This is a genomic window from Streptomyces durmitorensis (assembly GCF_023498005.1).
Classification (GTDB): Bacteria; Actinomycetota; Actinomycetes; order Streptomycetales; family Streptomycetaceae; genus Streptomyces; species Streptomyces durmitorensis.
This window is the reverse complement of sequence record NZ_CP097289.1, coordinates 9,145,512-9,164,689: the sequence shown is the minus strand read 5'-3', so window position 1 is coordinate 9,164,689 and position 19,178 is coordinate 9,145,512. Positions and strand designations below refer to the sequence as shown.

16 protein-coding genes are annotated in these 19,178 nt (G+C 70.5%); 10 read left to right on the top strand and 6 right to left on the bottom strand.

Features of this window, described 5'->3' with window-relative positions; genetic code table 11:
• Positions 1 to 137: 137 nt before the first annotated feature.
• On the bottom strand, positions 138 to 1,793 hold the full coding sequence (locus M4V62_RS40515; RefSeq protein ID WP_249592187.1) for an MFS transporter: 1,656 nt from the start codon (positions 1,791 to 1,793) through the stop codon (positions 138 to 140).
• 192 nt (positions 1,794 to 1,985) lie between these two features.
• Between M4V62_RS40515 and M4V62_RS40510 the strand changes: the two genes are divergently transcribed.
• The gene (locus M4V62_RS40510; protein ID WP_249592186.1) at positions 1,986 to 2,426 is read left to right on the top strand and encodes a hypothetical protein; all 441 of its coding nucleotides are present in this window, start codon (positions 1,986 to 1,988) and stop codon (positions 2,424 to 2,426) included.
• A gap of 56 nt (positions 2,427 to 2,482) precedes the next feature.
• Here M4V62_RS40510 and M4V62_RS40505 read toward each other — a convergent pair whose 3' ends face one another.
• Positions 2,483 to 4,747: an MMPL family transporter gene (locus tag M4V62_RS40505; RefSeq protein WP_249592185.1), complete on the bottom strand. Its 2,265-nt coding sequence runs from the start codon at positions 4,745 to 4,747 to the stop codon at positions 2,483 to 2,485.
• A gap of 261 nt (positions 4,748 to 5,008) precedes the next feature.
• Here M4V62_RS40505 and M4V62_RS40500 point away from each other — a divergent pair, with 261 nt between their 5' ends.
• Positions 5,009 to 6,211: a sensor histidine kinase gene (locus M4V62_RS40500; RefSeq protein ID WP_249592184.1), complete on the top strand. Its 1,203-nt coding sequence runs from the start codon at positions 5,009 to 5,011 to the stop codon at positions 6,209 to 6,211.
• Here the strand turns inward: M4V62_RS40500 and M4V62_RS40495 are convergent.
• Positions 6,186 to 6,866 (bottom strand): response regulator, encoded by a 681-nt coding sequence (locus tag M4V62_RS40495; RefSeq protein ID WP_249592183.1) that lies wholly within the window; start codon positions 6,864 to 6,866, stop codon positions 6,186 to 6,188. The two genes, M4V62_RS40500 and M4V62_RS40495, sit on opposite strands and share 26 nt — an antisense overlap.
• A 45-nt stretch (positions 6,867 to 6,911) precedes the next feature.
• Positions 6,912 to 7,334: a secondary thiamine-phosphate synthase enzyme YjbQ gene (locus M4V62_RS40490; RefSeq protein ID WP_249592182.1), complete on the bottom strand. Its 423-nt coding sequence runs from the start codon at positions 7,332 to 7,334 to the stop codon at positions 6,912 to 6,914.
• Between the two features lie 100 nt (positions 7,335 to 7,434).
• On the opposite strand from M4V62_RS40490, the gene M4V62_RS44010 reads away from it, so the two are divergent.
• The 6 genes from M4V62_RS44010 (at position 7,435) to M4V62_RS40465 (ending at position 12,825) form a co-directional block, all read left to right on the top strand.
• Positions 7,435 to 7,518, top strand: a complete 84-nt coding sequence (locus tag M4V62_RS44010) for a putative leader peptide (protein ID WP_349817350.1) — start codon at positions 7,435 to 7,437, stop codon at positions 7,516 to 7,518.
• Positions 7,519 to 7,637: 119 nt separating this feature from the next.
• The gene (locus tag M4V62_RS40485; RefSeq protein ID WP_249592181.1) at positions 7,638 to 8,579 is read left to right on the top strand and encodes an ABC transporter permease; all 942 of its coding nucleotides are present in this window, start codon (positions 7,638 to 7,640) and stop codon (positions 8,577 to 8,579) included.
• On the top strand, positions 8,552 to 9,343 hold the full coding sequence (locus M4V62_RS40480) for an ABC transporter ATP-binding protein (protein ID WP_249592180.1): 792 nt from the start codon (positions 8,552 to 8,554) through the stop codon (positions 9,341 to 9,343). The genes M4V62_RS40485 and M4V62_RS40480 overlap by 28 nt, the downstream gene beginning before the upstream one ends.
• Positions 9,344 to 9,409: 66 nt before the next feature.
• Positions 9,410 to 10,453, top strand: a complete 1,044-nt coding sequence (locus M4V62_RS40475) for an ABC transporter substrate-binding protein (protein ID WP_249592179.1) — start codon at positions 9,410 to 9,412, stop codon at positions 10,451 to 10,453.
• A 2-nt stretch (positions 10,454 to 10,455) separates the two neighbouring features.
• Positions 10,456 to 11,664: an LLM class flavin-dependent oxidoreductase gene (locus M4V62_RS40470; RefSeq protein ID WP_249592178.1), complete on the top strand. Its 1,209-nt coding sequence runs from the start codon at positions 10,456 to 10,458 to the stop codon at positions 11,662 to 11,664.
• A 51-nt stretch (positions 11,665 to 11,715) separates the two neighbouring features.
• Positions 11,716 to 12,825, top strand: coding sequence for an NAD(P)-binding domain-containing protein (locus M4V62_RS40465; protein WP_249592177.1), 1,110 nt, complete (start codon positions 11,716 to 11,718; stop codon positions 12,823 to 12,825).
• 43 nt (positions 12,826 to 12,868) lie between these two features.
• On the opposite strand, the gene mltG is transcribed toward M4V62_RS40465, so the two are convergent.
• Together mltG and M4V62_RS40455 are read right to left on the bottom strand one after the other, a co-directional pair.
• Complete coding sequence (gene mltG, locus M4V62_RS40460; protein ID WP_249593206.1) at positions 12,869 to 13,714, bottom strand: endolytic transglycosylase MltG; 846 nt, start codon at positions 13,712 to 13,714, stop codon at positions 12,869 to 12,871.
• Positions 13,715 to 13,760: 46 nt separating this feature from the next.
• Positions 13,761 to 15,578: an ABC transporter ATP-binding protein gene (locus tag M4V62_RS40455; protein ID WP_249592176.1), complete on the bottom strand. Its 1,818-nt coding sequence runs from the start codon at positions 15,576 to 15,578 to the stop codon at positions 13,761 to 13,763.
• A gap of 163 nt (positions 15,579 to 15,741) precedes the next feature.
• Here M4V62_RS40455 and M4V62_RS40450 point away from each other — a divergent pair, with 163 nt between their 5' ends.
• Together M4V62_RS40450 and M4V62_RS40445 are read left to right on the top strand one after the other, a co-directional pair.
• Positions 15,742 to 16,185, top strand: a complete 444-nt coding sequence (locus tag M4V62_RS40450) for a MarR family winged helix-turn-helix transcriptional regulator (RefSeq protein ID WP_249592175.1) — start codon at positions 15,742 to 15,744, stop codon at positions 16,183 to 16,185.
• A 54-nt stretch (positions 16,186 to 16,239) separates the two neighbouring features.
• Positions 16,240 to 19,158 carry an FAD-binding and (Fe-S)-binding domain-containing protein gene (locus M4V62_RS40445; protein ID WP_249592174.1) on the top strand — a complete coding sequence of 973 codons (2,919 nt, stop codon included), beginning with the start codon at positions 16,240 to 16,242 and terminating at the stop codon, positions 19,156 to 19,158.
• Positions 19,159 to 19,178 lie beyond the last annotated feature (20 nt).

The following is a 19,178-nucleotide window of genomic DNA, read 5'->3' as shown; positions in this document are numbered from 1 at the left end:
TCTCGGTGCTGCCGAACATCCCCTGTGCCGATCGTCGATGGCGTCAAGGGTACTGGCGGTGGCACCGGCCTCCAAGGCCGGTGCCACCGCGGTGCCGCGTCCGATCGGGGCGGGTAGCCCGGCCGTCTCCGACCGGGTTACCCATCTCCCCCGGCTCGTACGGACTGGGCCACGGCCGGCACTCCGGCACTCTCGCCCTCCAAGAGCCCTTGTGCTTCAACGCCGTTCACCACAGCCCGGCTCTCCACCTCCACGGTCTCGCCCCGGGCGCTCTCGTGCAGGTCGCGCGTACGAATGAAGCCGAATCCGATCACCGCGCCGACGGCGGCGACGACCGCACACACGAACATCACGTCGGTCAGCCCGTCCACGAACGCGGTGCGGGCCGCCGTTTCGAGTGCGGGGGCCAGCGCCGACGGCGCACGGCCGACTGCTTCCGCGCCGCCTCCCGCCGCCACGGCCTCCCCGAACTCGTGCGCGTCCGGGCCCAGTTGCCGCCCCGCCGCGGACTGCGTGAAGAGGTCACTCACCCTGCCCTGGAAGGCCACGCCGAATCCCGCGATGCCGATGGCGACGCCCACCTGCTGGAACGTCTCGTTGATCCCCGATGCCATGCCCGCCTTGGACGGTTCCACGACGGCGATGGACAAGGACGCGCGCGGCGGATTGAACAGCCCCATGCCCAGGCCGATCCCGAACATACTCGGCAGCAGCGCGGTCCAGGAGGTGTCCGGGCCGGTGAGCGCGACAAGGAAGAGCCCGATCGCGATGAGCGCGAGGGAGGTTCCCATCAGCAAGCGCTGCGGCACCCGGGTGGTCAGCGATCCCGAGATCGCGGCCGCGACGAACAGCGTCGCGGTCAGCGGAAGGAACCGCAGGCCGGTCTCCCACGGCGAGTACGCGAGGACGTTCTGCACGTACGACACCAGGAGGAAGATCGCGGACATCGTCGCGGCGGCGCACAGCAGCGTGACCACCGACACCCCGTTGAACGTCCTGTTCCTGAACAACGACAGCTGGAACATGGCCTGTTCGCCGCGACGCCTCTCCACGACGCCGAACGCGCCGAGGAGCACCACAGACGCCGCGAACATGCCGACGATGGGCGCGCTGGCCCATCCCTCGGCCTCTCCCCGAAGCAGGGCGAGCACGAGGAGAGTCAGCGCGCCGGTGAAGAGCACCAACCCCCACCAGTCCACGGCGGGGGCCGACTCCACGCGGGACTCACGCATCCGCAGCGCACTCACGACCATGGCGAGCAGTCCGACCGGAACGTTCACCAGGAAGATCCAGCGCCAGCTCAGCCCATCGGTGAGCGCGCCCCCGATGAGCGGACCGAAGGCGATGGAGAGGCCGACCACGCCACCGAAGACGCCAAAGGCCTTGCCCCGGTCCTTGCCCTGGTACTCCTGCCCGATCAGCGCGGGCCCGACGGCGAACAGGACCGCTCCCCCGAGCCCTTGAACCCCCCGGGCCACGGACAGGACAGCGGCGTCGTTCGCGAGGCCACAGGCGAGAGAAGCCGCCAGGAACACGACGAAGCCGATGTTGAAGACCCGCTTGCGCCCCAGGCGGTCCGCCAGCGATCCGGCCGTCAGCAGAACGGCGGCGAGACCGAGGGCGTACGCGTCGAGCACCCACTGGAGCGAGGTGAAGCTCGCGTCGAAGGCGTCCCTGATGTCAGGCAGCGCCACGTTCACCACGGTCAGATCGAGCAGCAGCATGAACGTGGCCACACAGACCACGGCCAGGGTCCACCCCCGCCCGCCCACCGAAGTCGTTCGTCCGGACATCGTTCCCCCGAGTTCAGAATGATCGAGTACTCAAATCATCGATATTTCCAACGATTCGAGAAGCTACGAACACACCGGACGTCTGTCAACGGACCGCTCACGTCTCGGCCATGATCCGACTGGAAACCGCCGGACCTCCCGCTGGGGGACCTGGTGCGCGGGGCGAGAGCCGGGGCAGGCTAGTTTGCTCGGATGAGTCTTCTTGATGATGTGGCCGAGCGCGACGGCTGGCGCTGCTGGGTGTGCGACGAAGCGGTGGATCCCGACGAGTCGGTGAACGACCCGCGGGGCCCCAGCGTCGACAGCCGGACCGCCGACCGGAAGGCCAAGGTCACCGAGCGGCTCGCGCACCGCGGATGCAACACCCGCAAGGGCGCGGTCAAGGTGGAGATCGCCTGGCCGGACCGCCTGTACGTGGTCGAACCCGCGCCGCTGATCACCGTTGCCGGGAGGCTGGAGCGCAAGGGGGGCCGCGAGATGGTGGGGCGCTGTCCGACCAGGCGGGACGCCCAGGAGGCGGCGGACTGGCTGGTGGACCGGTTCTCCCGACTGGTACCTGGACTGCCGGTGACCGCCGACATCGAGCCGGGCGGCGGCCAGTACCTCGTCATCCTGGCCACCGGCCGCCGCTGACCGCCGCTGACCGCCGACTTCCCGCCGGGGCGTTCGCGCAGCCGGCCGCGGTCAGCTCAGCGGGTCGGAGCGCTGTCGGCTTCCCTGGGGGCGGGTTCGCGGACCGCGGGGGCCGTGCTGCCGAGCTTCTCGCCTTCGACATCGACGTGCGGCAGACGTCGGTCGAGCCAGCCGGGCAGCGACCAGGCCCGCCCGCCGAGCAGGGCAAGGACGGCAGGCACGATGGTCATGCGGACCACGAACGCGTCGAGGACGACCCCGATGGCCAGCCCGAAGCCGAGCGACTTGATCATGGCGTCGTCGCCGCCGATGAACCCGGCGAAGACACCCGTCATGATCAGCGCGGCCGCGATGACGACCTTGCCGCTGTGCCGGAAGCCCTCCGTGATCGCCCGGCGCGGGTCGGCGCCGTGGACGTGCGCCTCCCGGATCCGGGTGACCAGGAAGACCTGGTAGTCCATGGCGAGGCCGAAGACGATCCCGACCAGGAGGATCGGCATGAGGCTCATGATCGGGCCGGTGGCCTCCAGGCCGAACAGGCCCTTGAGCCAGCCCCATTGGAAGACCGCGACCACCGCGCCGAGAGAGGCCAGGACGGACAGCAGGAAGCCGAGCGCCGCCTTGAGCGGCACCAGGATCGAGCGGAAGACAAGGATCAGGACCAGGAAGGCCAGGCCGACGACGAGCGCCAGGTAGGGGATGATCGCGTCGGCGAACTTCGCGGCGACGTCGATGTTCATCGCGGTGGTGCCGGTGACCATGGCCAGTGCACCGGTGGCGGCCTGGACGCTCTTGGCCTGGTCTCGGATGGTGTGGACGAGGTCTTTGGTCTCCTCGCTCGCCGGCGGGCTCTTGGGGACGAGGGCGACCATCGCGGTGTCACCGGCCGGGTTGTACGTGGCCGGGGCGACGGTGGCCACATCCTTCATGTCCCTGACGCTGTCGTCGAGTTGGCCGACGGCGTTCTTCGTGGCGGCCGGATCGCTGCCGCTGACGACGAGCGTCAGCGGGCCGTTGAAGCCGGGGCCGAACGACTCGGCGAGCATGTCGTAGGCCTTGCGCTCGGTGGTGGAGGTGGGCTTGGTGCTGTCGTCGGGCAGACTCAGTTCGAGCCTGGTCGCGGGCAGCGCGATCACACCGAGGCCGAGGACCGCCAGGAGCAGAATCTTCCAGGGGCTGCGCAGGACGAAGCCCGCCCAGCGCTCCGCCAGGGGCGGCTTCGTGTCGGCAGCCTTCGAACCGTTCGTGCCGGGTGCCTTCGAACCGTTCGTGCCGGCGGCCTTCGAACCGGCGGACTTCTTACGGGAAGCGCGGCCGAGAACGCGCTCGGGGGCGAAGGCGAGCAGGGCCGGGACCAGGGTGACGGAGACCAGGACGACAACGACGACGGCACCGGCGGCGGCCATGCCCATGGCCGTGAGGATGGGCAGGTTCACCACGGCCAGGCCGACCAGGGCGATGACGACGGTCAGCCCGGCGAAGACCACCGCGGAACCCGCGGTGCCGTTCGCACGGGCGGCCGCCTCGCGGGCGTCGTGGCCCACGGCCCGCTCGGACCGGTAGCGGGAGACGATGAACAGGGAGTAGTCGATGCCCACCGCGATGCCCAGCATGGTCGCGAGGGACGAGGTGCTGCTGTTGAGGTCCAGGGCCGTGGTGAGCGCGGTGATGGCGCTGACGGTGATGCCGACCCCCAGCAGGGCGGTCAGCAGAGGCATGCCGGCCGCGATGAACGAGCCGAAGGTGACGACCAGGATCAACGCGCCGAGCACGAATCCGATCGCTTCGGAGGAGCTGCTCGCCTCGGCGGGTGCCAGCGCGCTGCCGGACGCCTCCACGGTCAGCCCCTGGCCGCGCGCCGCGTCGAGGGCGTCCTGGAGGTGGCCATGGTCCGCGTCCGTCAGTTCGGCGGGCTTGGCCTTGTACGTGACCTGAGCGTAGCCGGTGGTGCCGTCGGCGCTGATGGTCTTGGCCTTGAACGGGTCGGCGACCGAGGCGACTCGGGGCGAAGAGCCCTGCAAGTCCTTGAGCAGTGCGGAGACTTCGGCTCGCGGCTCGTCGGCGGCCAGCTTCTCCCCCTCGGGTGCCCGGACGACGACACGGGCGCTCGCCCCGTCGGCGTTGGCCGCGGGGTACTTCTCACCGAGCACGTCGTACGCCTTCTGCGCCTCGATGCCGGGCAGCGTGATGTTCGAGTCGCCGCTGCCGCTGCTGCCCGCCGAAGCGGCGCCCGCGACGCCGAGTACGACCGCCCAGAACAACAGGGTCAGCCAGCGACGCCTGAACGCGCCGAGCCCGAGCCGGTGCAGAAAAGTAGCCATGAGAACAACAGTCTCCGTACGTCAGGAACGAGACGAGGATGGGAAGCGGTTGGGGCCCTGGGCTGCCACCCGGAGGGTGTGCCGGGCGGTGTCTGCCGACGGGCCGGGCGGGGCACAGGCGCCGGGGGAACGCCCGTGCCCTCGAACCATGCTGCGGCAGTACGCGGCGGCGCCGCGTCAGCCCTGGGTACGGGGTGCGGCGTTCCTTGTCGGTCATCCGGCCGACACCACATGAGCCATCCGGCTCCCTAGGCTGGTGGCGTGGACTGGAAGCTTCCGTTCTTGCCCGGCATCCGCCGCGTCGTCTCCGCCGCCGCGGTGGTGTCCCTGGCCCTGCTATGGGCTGCGGACATCTTGGTGCTGCTGTTGGTGACCGAGCCGCCGATCACGCCCACCAGTTGGCTGCCGGTGTTCGTGACCGGACCCTTGGCCGCGCTCGCACTGCCCGGCCCTCACCACCCACTGCCTTTCCCCGCGCGGGCGGTGGGGGCTGCCGCCATCTCCCTCACGCTCAGCTGCGTGTGCCTGTTCGTGCCGGTGAGCGGGACGGACTTCGGGTATCTGGAGATGTTCGCGCTGCTGTTTCTGATCATTCAGACACTCGCCCAGGTCCACAGCACCCGCGCCATGGCGTGGACGGTCGCCGCCCTGGCCGTCGGCATGCTGATGCAGACGCTGCGTACCCGGACCCTGGACGGCTTCGTCGGGGGCAGCTACATGGTGACGATCCTGCTCTCGCTGGGCATCGCCATGGGGTGTGTCGTCCGCGCGTCGGAGGCCCGTCGCCAACGTGCCGTACGGGATGTGCGGCACGCCGAGCGGCTGGCTCTGGCCCGTGATCTGCACGACCTGATCGCCCACCACATGACGGGCATCATCGTGCAGGCCAACGCGGCCCGGACCGTTCACGCGGCCGCGCCCGAGAAGGTCGAGCCCGCCCTGGATGCCATCGCCCGGTCCGGTACGGAGACCTTGGAGTCGATGCGGCGGCTGGTGCGGGTGCTGCGCGAGGACGACCATCAGGCGCTGCGGCCGGGCGATCTCCTCGCCGAACTCGGGGACTTCGTCGGCGAGTTCTCCCGGCGCCGGCCCGACGCTCCGGCGGCCCGCCTCGAGGCGAGCGCCGCGGTCCGCACGAGCCGGTTGAGCCCGGAGGTCGAGGCGACCGTGCTGCGGGTGGTCAGGGAAGCCCTCACCAATGTGCTGCGGCATGCCCCGGACGAGCGGGTGACCGTGCGTCTGGACGCCGACCCGGGGTGGGTGCGGGTGACGGTGACCAACAGCGCGGGACAGCGCCAGGCGGACCATCCGGCGGGCGGGCGCAGCGGCTTCGGCCTGATCGGTCTTCGCGAACGCGTCGAGGCGCTCGACGGCACGTTCCGGGCCGGTGTCACGAACTCCGGTCAGTGGGAGGTGGTGGCCAAACTGCCGCGCCCCCTCACGGACGCTGGTCCCGCGAGGTGACCACACCGTTCTCCCAGGCCCAGGCCGCGATCTCCACGCGGTTGCGGGCCTCGACCTTGGCCTGGATCCGGGCCAGGTACGTCTTCACCGACGACAGCGACAGGAACAGCTCCTCGGCGATCTCCTGGTTGGTGCGTCCCACGGCCACGAGGCGAGCGATCTCCGTCTCCCGGCTGCTCAGCCCGGCGGCCTCCTGCTGCTCCTCACCGCCTGCTCGGTGCCGCAGCCCACGCAGCAGCCGAACGGTGACCGCGGGCGAGACCAGCGCGTCGCCGCGAGAGGCCGCCCGCACCGCCTCCACGAGCAGCGCGGGCGGAGCGTCCTTGAGCAGGAAGCCGCAGGCGCCGTAGCGCAGGGCGTCGCGTACGTAGTCGTCCTGGTCGAAGGTGGTGATCACCACGACGTTCATCGCGGACTCGCCGGACGGCCCGCCCGCCAGGGTGCGGGTGACCTCCAAGCCGTCCATGCGTGGCATGCGGATGTCGGCCAGCACCACCGCGGGGCGGAGCCGTCGGGCCAGCTCGACGCACTCGACACCGTCTCGGGCGACACCCACGACTCGGATGCCCGGCTGGGCGTCGAGGATCATCTCGAAGCCGGCCCGGACCAATTCCTGATCGTCGGCGATCACCACATCGATCGGCTCATCAGGCACAGCCCGTTCCTTCCGCCTCCGGCAAGATTCTCATCGTATTCCCGGTCAGCCCAGGAAACTCAACCGCACCTGACGGTCGGGGTTGTCCCGGTTCGTGTCGACCAGGCACACCGACTGCCAGGTCCCCAGCTCCAGTTGGCCCCTCACCACCGGCAGCGTCGCGTGCGGCGGCACCAGCGCCGGAAGGACGTGGTCGCGGCCGTGGCCGGGGCTGCCGTGGCGGTGCTGCCAGCGGTCGTCGGCGGGGAGCAGCGAGTGCAGCGCGGCCAGGAGGTCGTTGTCGCTGCCCGCGCCCGTCTCCAGGATCGCGATGCCCGCGGTCGCATGGGGGACGAAGACGTTGAGCAGGCCGTCGCGCCCGGCTGCCGCCTCGCGCAGGAAGCTCTGGCACTCGTCGGTGAGGTCGAGGACCTTCTCGGCCGAGCCGGTGGTGACGTTCAGGACACGTGTGGTGAAAGCATCAGACATGGGTCCATCGTCCCTCACCATCTCCCATTCGCTGATACGCGGCGTCCGCCTTACGAGACGCCATTGACCGTGCGCAGACGATCTGGCTACGTTCTGCGGCATGTTGCGTTCAGCTCTGCTCACCACGCGCGGTCACATCGACCTGCTGCGGGTGGCTTCTGCTGCGTGTCGTCGCGGCTGCTGACGTTCTCTCAGCCCGCTTTTCACCGCCTTCCTTTCTCTGCCCTGACGCCTTCGCGCGGTTGATTTCGCCGTCCCGCGCGTAGGCCTTTCGGGCATCCCTCCCTCCTGCCGTGGAGCCCCATGAGCATCAGCCATGCCCCGCCGGATTCCTCGTCCGACATTTCGGGTATATCCAAGCCCGACGATCCCGCCCGGGACGTCGAAGGCGCCGAGGGCGCCGAGGGCGCCGAGGGCGCCGAAGACACCCGGTCGGCGCCGACCGAGCTCGTCCCCATCGTCCCCGCATCCACCCGCCGCACCCGCGTCCCCCGCTGGCTGCGCCGCACCTCCGGCCCTCTGGCGCTCCTCGCACTGTGGCAACTCCTCAGCTCCACCGGGGTGTTGACCAAGGACATCCTCGCCTCTCCGGGGACCATCGCCGGAGTCGCCCGTGACCTCCTCAGCGACGGTTCACTGACCTCCGCCATGGGGGTCTCCCTGCAGCGGGTCGCGGTGGGACTGCTGCTCGGCACGGTCGTCGGGACGGCGCTCGCGCTCGTCTCCGGGCTCTTCCGCGTCGGCGAGGATCTCGTCGACGCCAGCGTGCAGATGCTGCGCACCGTGCCGTTCGTCGGGCTCATCCCGCTGTTCATCATCTGGTTCGGCATCGGTGAGGCGCCCAAGGTCGCCATCATCACGCTGGGTGTCTCGTTCCCGCTCTATCTGAACGTGTACGCGGGAATCCGCGGGGTCGACTCGCAGCTCATCGAGGCCGGGGAGTCCCTCGGACTCTCGCGGTGGGGGCTCGTGCGCCACGTCATCCTGCCGGGGGCGCTGCCCGGTGCCATGACCGGGCTCCGGTACTCCCTCGGCATCGCCTGGCTCGCCCTCGTCTTCGCCGAGCAGATCAACGCGGACTCCGGGATCGGCTTCCTGATGGTGCAGGCGCGTGACTTCCTGCGGACCGATGTGATCGTCGTCTGCCTGATCGTCTACGCCTTCCTCGGCCTCATCGCCGACTTCATCGTCCGCACCCTCGAAAGGCTGCTGCTGCAATGGCGACCGACGTTCACCGGCCGGTGACCCCCAACGCTCCCAACACCCCTACCACGCACGCCACTTCGGCCGTACGCGTCGAAGGGCTGACCCGCTCCTTCGACGGGCGCGCCGTCATCGATCAGCTCGACCTTGACGTGAAACCGGGCGAGTTCGTGGCACTTCTGGGGCGCAGCGGCTGCGGCAAGTCGACCCTGCTGCGCATCCTCGCCGGGCTCGACCGCGACATCGAGGGGACGGTCCTCGTGCCGCGCCGCAAGGCCGTCGCGTTCCAGGCGCCGCGGCTCATGCCGTGGAAGCGCGTGTGGCGCAACGTCCTGCTCGGCCTGAAGGGGAAACCTGAACGCGGTGTCGCCGAGCGGGCGTTGGAGGAGGTCGGGCTCAAGCACCGTACGAACGCCTGGCCCAAGACCCTCTCCGGCGGAGAGGCTCAGCGTGCTTCACTCGCCCGCGCCCTGGTGCGCGAGCCCGATCTGCTGCTCCTGGACGAGCCGTTCGGCGCGCTCGACGCGCTCACCCGCATCAAGGCCCAGCGTCTCGTCGACGAGCTGTGGCAGCGGCGCGGCTGCGCCGTCCTGCTCGTCACGCACGACGTCGAGGAGGCCGTGCTCCTCGCCGACCGGGTGCTCGTCATGGACGAGGGGGTCATCGCGTACGAGACCGAGATCGATCTGGACCGGCCGCGCGGCATCTCCGACCCGCGCTTCGCCGAGCTGCGTGCCGAGCTTCTGAAGCGCCTGGGCGTCGACGCGCCCGACGCGGCGGAGGCAGAACCCGTCGCCGCTGCGTGAACCGCCCGCACTCCCCCTCCTCGTGCCCTCCTCGTGAACAGCACGAACACACCGAACGGACTCACCATGCGACGACACCTCGCCGCCCCCGCCCTGCTCCTCCCCCTGGCCCTGCTCCTCTCCGCCTGCTCCGGCGCCTCGTCCGCAAGCACCTCGTCCGCCGGATCAGGCGGCGGAACCGACGGCAAGGGGTCGCTCACCCTCAACGTCGGTGACCAGAAGGGCGGTGCGGAGGCCGTGCTGCGCGCGGCCGGGGAGCTCGACGACCTGAAGTACAAGATCCGCTGGTCCACCTTCACCTCCGGGCCCCCTCTCCTGGAAGCGGTCAACGCCAAGGCCGTGGACATCGGCGCCGTCGGCAACACGCCGCCCGTCTTCGCCGCGGGAGCGAACTCGAAGATCTCCGTGGTGGCCGCGACCCACGGCACCGCCGCGGGCGAGGCCATCCTCGTCCCGAACGACTCGCCGCTGAAGAAGCCGGGGGACCTCAAGGGCAAGTCCGTCGCCGTGGCGCAGGGTTCGTCGGCGCACTACCAGCTGATCGCGTCCCTGAAGGAAGCCGGGCTCGGCCTCAAGGACGTCAAGGTCAAGTACCTCCAGCCGGCCGACGCGCTGGCCGCGTTCACCAGCGGAAAGGTGGACGCTTGGTCGGTCTGGGACCCGTACACCTCGCAGGTTCTCCAGGGCAAGCAGGGCCGCGTCCTGACCGACGGCGACGGCCTGGTCAACGGCCTCAACTTCCAGGTGGCGGCGCCGGACGCCCTGAAGGACAAGAGGAAGTCCGCGGCGGTCGACGACTACCTGAGGCGGCTGCGCAAGGCCCAGGACTGGGTCTACGACCACCCGGAGGCGTGGGCGAAGGTCTGGGCGAAGGACACCGGCCTGCCGTACGAGGTCGCGCTCGCGGCCGTCAAGCGCAGCAACGGCACGCGGGTCCCGGTGGCCGTCGACAAGAACGTGATCACCTCCGAGCAGGAGATCGCGGACACCTTCACCGACCAGAAGCTCATTCCGCGCCGCATCGACTTCGGTGACTTCGTCGACACCCGGTTCAACGGCGACCTGCCGCCCTCGACCAGCAAGCCGCGCACGTACGACAAGGAGTCCTGACGATGACCGTCCACCTCAACTGGTTCCTGCCGACCGGCGGCGACGGCCGCACCCTCGTCGACCGGCACGCCTACACCGACGGCGGCATCACACGCTCCCGTGTCACTCCTGTCAGCGGGGTGCGGGCCCCCGACATCGACTATCTGATCCAGATCGCCAAGGCGGCCGAGCAGTTGGGCTTCGAGGCGGTCCTGACCCCGACCGGCACCTGGTGCGAGGATGCCTGGCTGACGACGGTCGCCCTCGCCCAGCACACCGAGCGGCTCAAGTTCCTCGTGGCGTTCCGTCCTGGCGTCATCTCCCCGGTGCTGGCTGCCCAGATGGCGGCCACGTATCAGCGCATCACGCGCGGGCGCCTGCTCCTGAACGTCGTCACGGGCGGCGACTCGACCGAGCAGCGGCGCTTCGGCGACCACCTCGACCACGATCGGCGCTACTCCCGAACGGACGAGTTCCTTTCGGTCGTACGGGGCGTGTGGGGCGGCAAGCCCTTCGACTTCCACGGCGAGCACTACGACGTGGAGGGCGGCCTGACCGCGCTGCCGCCGGACCCGCTGCCGGAGATCTTCTTCGGCGGTTCGTCGCCGGCGGCCGGTCCTGTCGCCGCTCGGCACACGGACGTGTATCTGACGTGGGGCGAGCCGCCGGAGCAGGTCAAGCAGAAGATCGACTGGATCCGTGGGCTCGCCGAGGAGCAGGGGCGCACGGTCCGGTTCGGGATCCGGCTGCACACCATCTCGCGTGATTCCGCCGCCGAGGCGTGGGCCACGGCCAACCGGCTGCTCGACGACCTCGACCCGGACACCATCGCCGCGGCCCAGCAGGCGCTCGGCCGCAGCGAGTCCGTCGGCCAGCAGCGGATGCTGGCGCTGCACGGCGGCTCCCGCGACGACCTGGAGATCTCGCCGAACCTGTGGGCGGGTGTCGGTCTCGTGCGGGGCGGCGCGGGCACCGCGCTCGTCGGCAGCCACGCGGACGTCGCCGACCGCATCGAGGAGTATCACGCGCTCGGCGTGGAGCACTTCGTGCTTTCGGGCTATCCGCATCTGGAGGAGGCGTACTGGTTCGGCGAGGGCGTGATCCCCGATCTGGCGGCGCGCGGCCTTCTGCCCCGGATTCCGGCGTCGCAGCTGGCCGGAGTGCCCGCGGCGAACGGGCGCCCGGCCTCCGCTCCGGGCGGCGCCCCGCTCCTGGTGGCGGGCGGTCGCTGACCCGGATCCCGGCGCGGGAAGATCCCGGGCCCCGATGGAGTTAGTAGAAGCGTGAACGACATCGGGGCACGGGACGCGGCCGCACACGAAGCGGCACAAGAGGTGGACGCAGTCGTCATCGGCGCCGGGCAGGCGGGCCTGTCCAGCGCCCATCACCTGCGCAGGGTCGGCTTCGAGCCGGACCGGGACTTCGTCGTCCTGGACCACTCGCCCCGGCCCGGCGGCGCCTGGCAGTTCCGCTGGCCCTCGCTCACCTACGGGAAAGTGCACGGGATGCACTCGCTCCCCGGCATGGAGCTGACCGGCGCCGACCCCGCGCGGCCCTCGTCGGAGGTCATCCGGGAGTACTTCGAGGAGTACGAGCGGCGCTTCGACCTGCGGGTGCACCGGCCCGTCGACGTACACCGTGTCCGCGAGGGCGACGGCGGGCGGCTGCTGGTCGAGACGTCGGCCGGGGCCTTTGCGACCCGCGCGCTGATCAACGCCACGGGCACGTGGGACCGGCCGTTCTGGCCGCGCTATCCGGGGCAGGACACCTTCCGCGGGCGGCAGTTGCACACGGCGGTCTATCCGGGGCCCGAGGCCTTCAAGGGGCAGCGGGTGATCGTCGTGGGCGGCGGGGCTTCGGGCACCCAGCATCTGATGGAGATCGCTCCCTACGCCGCCGAGACCACCTGGGTCACCCGCCGGGAGCCCGTTTTCCGCGAGGGGCCGTTCGACGAGAACTGGGGGCGCTCGGCCGTCGCCATGGTCGAGGAGCGGGTGCGCCAGGGGCTCGCGCCGCAGAGCGTGGTGTCCGTGACCGGCCTTCCCGTCAACGACGCCATCCGGCAGGCGCGGGCCGACGGGGTGCTCGACCGGCTCCCGATGTTCGACCGCATCACGCCGAGCGGCGTGGAGTGGGACGACGGGCGGCGCGTCGATGCCGACGTCATTGTCTGGGCCACCGGATTCCGGGCGGCGATCGAGCACTTGGCGCCGCTGCGGCTGCGCGAGCCGGGCGGCGGCATCCGGATCGAGGGCACCCGGGCCGTCGCCGACCCCCGCGTCCACCTGGTGGGCTACGGACCTTCGGCCAGCACCATCGGCGCGAACCGGGCGGGGCGGGCTGCCGTGCGGGACATCCAGCGGCTGCTGGAGGACGCGTCGGTCACGGTCTGATCCGGGGCGGCGCGGGCGCGCGCCCGCGCCGCCGCGCGGACCGCTAGCCGTCCTGCTTCTTCTCGTCCTTGTTCTTGCTCTGGTTCTTGTTGAACTCCGCCACGTTCTTCTGCTGCTCCTCGAAGCTCGACGTGAAGCGGGTGTCTCCCGGCTTCACCGTCACGAAGTACAGCCAGTCGCCCTGCGCCGGGCTGGTCGCCGCGCGCATCGCCTCGTCGCCGGGGTTGCCGATCGGGGTGGGGGGCAGGCCCATGCGCGTGTAGGTGTTGTAGGGGCTGTTGATCTTTGTGTCGCGGTCGCGTGTGTTCAGCGTCGAGCGGTTCAGGGCGTAGTTGATCGTCGAGTCCATCTGCAGCGGCATGCCCTGGTCGAGGCGGTTGTAGATGACCCGGGCCACCTTGCCCATGTCCGCCTTGGAGCCTGCTTCGGCCTCGATCATGCTGGCGATGGTGACGGTCTGGTAGACGTTCACCGCGTTGCGGTCGGCACCCGCCGTGACCTGGCCGCCGCTGAACTTCTTGGTCGCCGTGTTCACCATGTACGAGAGCACGGACGCGGGAGTCGACTGATTGCTGATGGGGTACGTCGCCGGGAAGAGATACCCCTCCGGGTTGCCGCCCGCGTCGCTGGGGAGTTTGAGAGCGGCCTTGGGAATGGCCTTCTTCGTGGTGCCTTCCGGCATGCCGAGGGCCTTGTCGACGGCCCCGTACACCTGGCCCGAGCGCCAGCCCTCCGGGATGGTCAGCGACTCGGGGCGTGCGTCGTCGTCCGGGAGCAGCAGCGGCACCGTAACGGCGGTGACCGCCGCGACGGCTCCGGTCGCGATCAGGGCGATTCGCCCCCGACGCGTCAGTCGAATCGTGCCCCGGCGCGGAGTCTTGGTCTGCAGCATGCGGGCACGGTATCCCGCAAATGCCGACATTCCGTGCATATCTTCATCTTGCTGGCTCCAGTTGGGCGTCTCGGCGAACCAGGGCGGCGTAACGGCCGTCCTTCGCCAGGAGCTCCTCGTGGGTGCCGCGCTCGGTGCTCCGGCCCGCGTCAAGGACCACGATCTGGTCGGCTCCGCGGACCGTGGAGAGCCGGTGGGCGATCGTGAGCGTCGTCCGGTCGGCGGACAGGGCGTCGATGGCCTCCTGCACGGCGTGCTCGGTGTGCGTGTCCAGGGCGCTGGTCGCCTCGTCCAGGATGAGCACGGGCGGATCGCGCAGGATCGTACGGGCGATGGCGAGGCGCTGCTTCTCGCCTCCGGAGAAGCGGTGGCCGCGCTCGCCGACCACCGTGTCGTACCCGTCGGGCAGGGAGGCGATGTGGTCGTGGATCTGGGCGGCGCCCGCGGCCGCGATCAGTTCCTCGTCCGTGGCGTCGGGCTTGGCGAAGCGGAGGTTCTCGGCGACCGAGGCGTGGAAGAGATACGTCTCCTGGGAGACGACGCCGACGGCGCGGGCCAGCGTGTCGAAGTCCAGGTCGCGCACGTCGACGCCGTCGATCGTCACCCGGCCGCCCGTCACGTCGTACAGCCGGGGTACCAGATAGCTGAGGGTCGACTTCCCCGAGCCGGTGGGGCCGACGACGGCCAGGCTGCCGCCTGCGGGGACGGTGATGTCGATGCCGTCGAGGATCGGGCGGCTCTGGCCGTCGCCCGTGTCGTACCGGAACTCGACGTCCTCGAAGCGGACTTCGCCCTTGATGGTGTCCAGGCGCACCGGGCTCTCGGGCTCGGTGATGTCGATGGGCAGGTCGAGATACTCGAAGATGCGCTGGAAGAGCGCGAGCGAGGTCTGGATCTGCACGCCGGTGGAGAGCAGGCTCACGGTGGGCCGGAACAGGCCCTGCTGGAGCGAGACGAAGGCGACGAGCGTGCCGATCGAGACCGTCGGGCCGCCCATCTGGAAGGCGAGTCCCGCGGTCCAGTAGATGACGGCGGGCATGGCGGCCATGACGATCGAGATGACGGCCATGCGCCAGCGCCCCGCCATGTTCGAGCGGACCTCCAGGTCGACGAGGCGGTCGGACTCGTCGGCGAAGGTCTGGGTGAGCGAGTCGGAGCGGCCCATCGTGCGGCCGAGCAGGATGCCGCTGACGGAGAGCGACTCAGTGACCGTCGCGGCCATCGCGGCCATCTGCTTCTGCCGCCGGGTGGCTATCTTCTTGCGTTCGCGGCCGACTCTGCGGCTGATCCACACGAAGACGGGCAGCAGAAGCAGCGAGACGACCGTGAGGCGCCAGTCCAGGGCGAGCATCGCGACGATGGTGGCGATCACGCTGGTGAGGTTCGAGACCAGGGAGGTGGCGGTGGAGGTGACCGTCGCCTGCATGCCGCCGATGTCGCTGGCGATGCGGGACTGGACCTCACCGGTGCGGGTCCTGGTGAAGAAGGCGAGCGACATGCTCTGCAGGCGGCCGTAGACCGCGGTGCGCAGGTCGTGCATGACGCGCTGCCCGACCGTCGTACTGATCAGGGTCTGCAGGACGCCGAAGACGCTGGTGACGACCGCGCTGAGGATCATCCCGAGGGCGAGCAGGCTCAGCAGGCCCGTCCGTCCCTGCGGGATCGCGGTGTCGAGGATTTCCTTCAGGAGGAAGGGGGTGGCGACCGAGACCAGGGAGGCGGCGCCGACCAGCAGGCCGACGATCGCGAGACGGGCGCGGTACGGGCGGAAGAGGCGCAGGATGCGGCGGATCTGCCGCGGCTGTTCCTCTTGGCCGGGGGCCAGGGGCTGCGGTGTCCACTTGGGTTCGTCGGGACGCATGGGCTCCTACGGGAGGCGAGGCGGCCGCCGGCACGCGGACCGGCGATGACGGTCGGCACATGGGCCGATCATGGCCGTCGGCACACGGGCCGACGACGACTGAGGGATCATAGCTCACTGTTACCTATACTCACAATGAACATGGTCCTGATAATGTTCCCGCATGAACACCCCGGACGCCGACGGACTCCTCGCCGAACAGTTGCTGCGGCTGACCCGCAGGCTGCACCGCATCCAGAAGCGCCATCTGGTGCCGATCGGCATCACCCCGGCCCAGTCGCGCCTGCTCCGCACCCTCGTGCACTACGACACGCCGCCCCGCATGGCCGACCTCGCCCAGCGCCTCGAAGTGGTCCCGCGCGCCGTGACGAGCCTGGTCGACGGCCTGGAGGCCAGTGATCTCGTGCGTCGCGTCCCCGATCCGACCAACCGCCGGGTGATCCGCATCGAGCTCACGGACGCGGGAGGCAAGGCACTCAGGCAGCTGCGCAGCGCGCGCAGGGCCGCCGCAGAGGACATCCTGGCTCCACTGGACGCCGAGCAGCGCGAGCAGCTGGGCGGCCTGCTGAACGCACTGCTGGACGTGCCGGACGTCCGCCGCTGCTGACCCCCGCCCACCGTCCGGCACCGCCTGACCGTCCGACACCGCCGAGGAGAGCTCATGCCGCTGCTGGAGCCCACGCCGGAAGCCCTGCGCCCCGCCTCACGCCCGCGGGGCCCGGCCCACGACCGGGTGCCGGACCGGCAGGCCGCGGGCACCCCCGAGCCGCTGCGCTCGGAGCTGACCGCACTGCTCGGCGCGGACAAGGTTCTGACGAAGATCTCCGACCTCGTCCGGTACGCCTCCGATGCGAGCCCCTACCGCTTCGTGCCGCAGGTCGTGGTCGTCGCCGAGGACATCGACGACGTCTCCGCCGTCCTGTCGTACGCGCACGGCAGGAGCCGCGAGGTCGTCTTCCGCGCGGCGGGCACCTCGCTCAACGGCCAGGCCCAGGGCGAGGACATCCTGGTCGACGTGCGCAAGCACTGGGCGGGCGTCGAGGTCATCGGCGAGGGCGAGCAGGCACGCATCGGTCCCGGCACGACCGTCCTGCGGGCCAACGCCACGCTCGCCCGGCACGGGCGCGTGCTCGGCCCCGACCCGGCGAGCGCCATCGCCTGCACGATCGGCGGGGTCGTCGCGAACAACGCGTCCGGCATGACGGCGGGCACCACCCGCAACTCGTATCGCACGGTGGCCTCGCTCACCTTCGTCCTGCCGACGGGCACGGTCGTCGACACGGCGGACCCGGACGCCGACGAGCAGTTGGCCCACGCCGAACCGTCCCTGTGCGAGGGCCTGCTGGCGATCAAGCGGGAGATCGAGGCGGACCCGGAGCTCACGGCCCGCATCCGCGCCAAGTACGAGATCAAGAACACGAACGGCTACCGCCTTGACGCGTTCCTGGACGGTGCGACGCCCGTCGAGATCCTGCGTGGCCTGATGGTCGGCTCCGAGGGAACCTTCGGGTTCATCTCGGAGGTCGTCTTCGACACGCTTCCGCTGGACCGGCAGGTCACCACGGGCCTGCTGTTCTTCCCCTCGCTGACGGCCGCCGCGGCGGCCGTCCCGCTGTTCAACGAAGCGGGCGCGCTGGCCGTGGAGCTGATGGACGGCAACACCCTGCGCGCGTCCACCAGCGTCGCGGGGGTGCCCGCCGACTGGGGGCAGCTCCCGAAGTCGACGGCCGCGCTCCTGGTGGAGTTCCGCGCGCCGGACGAGGCACGCCAGGAGGCGTACGAAGCGGCGGCCGCCGAGGTCGTCGAGGGGCTCGAACTCGTCGCGCCGGTCGCTTCGGTGACCAACGCCTTCACTCGTGACCCCAAGACGATCGGGGGCTATTGGAAGGCCCGCAAGGCCTTCGTGACGGCGGTCGGCGGCTCGCGGCCCTCCGGGACGACGCTGATCACCGAGGACTTCGCGGTGCCGCCGTCCCGGCTCGCCGACGCCTGTGAGGCCCTCCTTGAGCTCCAGACGCGGCACGGCTTCGACGCGGCCGTCGCGGGCCATGCCGCGCACGGCAATCTGCACTTCCTGCTCGCCTTCGACGCGGCTCTTTTGGCGGACGTGGAGCGTTATGCCGCGTTCATGGACGAGTTCTGCGCGCTCACCGTCGAGCGGTTCGACGGGTCGCTCAAGGCCGAGCACGCGACGGGACGCAACATCGCCCCGTTCCTGGAGCTCGAATGGGGCCCGAAGGCCACGGAGTTGATGTGGCGCACCAAGCAGGTCATCGACCCGGACTGTGTGCTCGCGCCGCGCATCGTCCTGGACCGCGACCCGAAGGCCCACCTCCGCGGCCTGAAGACGATCCCCAAGGTGGAGCTGATCGCGGACCCCTGCATCGAGTGCGGCTTCTGCGAACCGACCTGCCCCAGCGAGGACTTGACGACGACTCCGCGCCAACGGATCGTGCTGCGCCGCGAGATGATGCGCCAGTCGCCCGGCTCCCCGGTCGAGGACGGCCTGGTGGAGGCGTACGGATACGACGCCGTGGACACCTGCGCCGGCGACTCGACCTGCAAGCTGGCCTGCCCGGTGGGGATCGACACGGGCGCACTGATGAAGGACTTCCGGCACGCACGGCACTCGCCGCGCGAGGAGAAGGTGGCCGCCGTCGCCGCCAGGAACTTCAAGGCGGTCGAAGCCGCCGCGCGCCTGGCCGTGGCCTCCTCGAGCCGGATCAGCGACCGGCTCCTGACCACGGTGACACGCGCCGCGCGCAAGGCAGTTCGCCCCGATCTGGTTCCCGAGTGGCTGCCGGACATCCCGGGGGCGGCCGCCCGCAAGCTGCCGCGCACCTCGCGCGTGGGCGCCGACGCCGTCTACTACCCGGCGTGCGTCAACCGCATCTTCGGGAGCCCGGGTGACCGTTCCCTGCCGGAGGCGGTGGTCGCCGTCTCCGCACGCGCGGGAAGGCCCGTCTGGATTCCGGACGATGTCGCGGGGACCTGCTGCGCGACGATCTGGCACTCCAAGGGGTACGACGAGGGCAACGCGGTCATGGCCAACCGCATCGTGGAGGCGGCCTGGGGCTGGACGGCGGGCGGCAGGCTGCCCCTCGTGGTCGACGCCTCGTCCTGCACTCTCGGTATCGCGCACGAGGTCGTGCCCTACCTCAGCGCCGACAACCGGCAGTTGCACAGGGAGCTGAACATCGTCGACTCGCTCGTCTGGGCCGCGGACGAGCTGCTCCCCCACCTGACCGTGCACCGCACGGTCGGCTCCGCCGTCCTGCACCCCACCTGCTCCATGAGCCACCTCGGCGACGAGGCCCAGCTGCGCGCCGTCGCCGAGGCCTGCGCGGACGAGGTGGTCGTCCCGGACGACGCGGGCTGCTGCGCCTTCGCCGGTGACCGCGGCATGCTGCACAAGGAGCTGACGGAGTCGGCCACCCGCAAGGAAGCGGCGGAGGTCACCGCCCGTCCCTTCGACGCGCACCTCTCGGCGAACCGCATGTGCGAGGTGGGCATGGACCACGCCACGGGCCGCGCCTACTACTCCGTACTCCTGGAGCTGGAGCGCGCGACGCGTCCGTGAGCACCACCCCGCCAAGACAC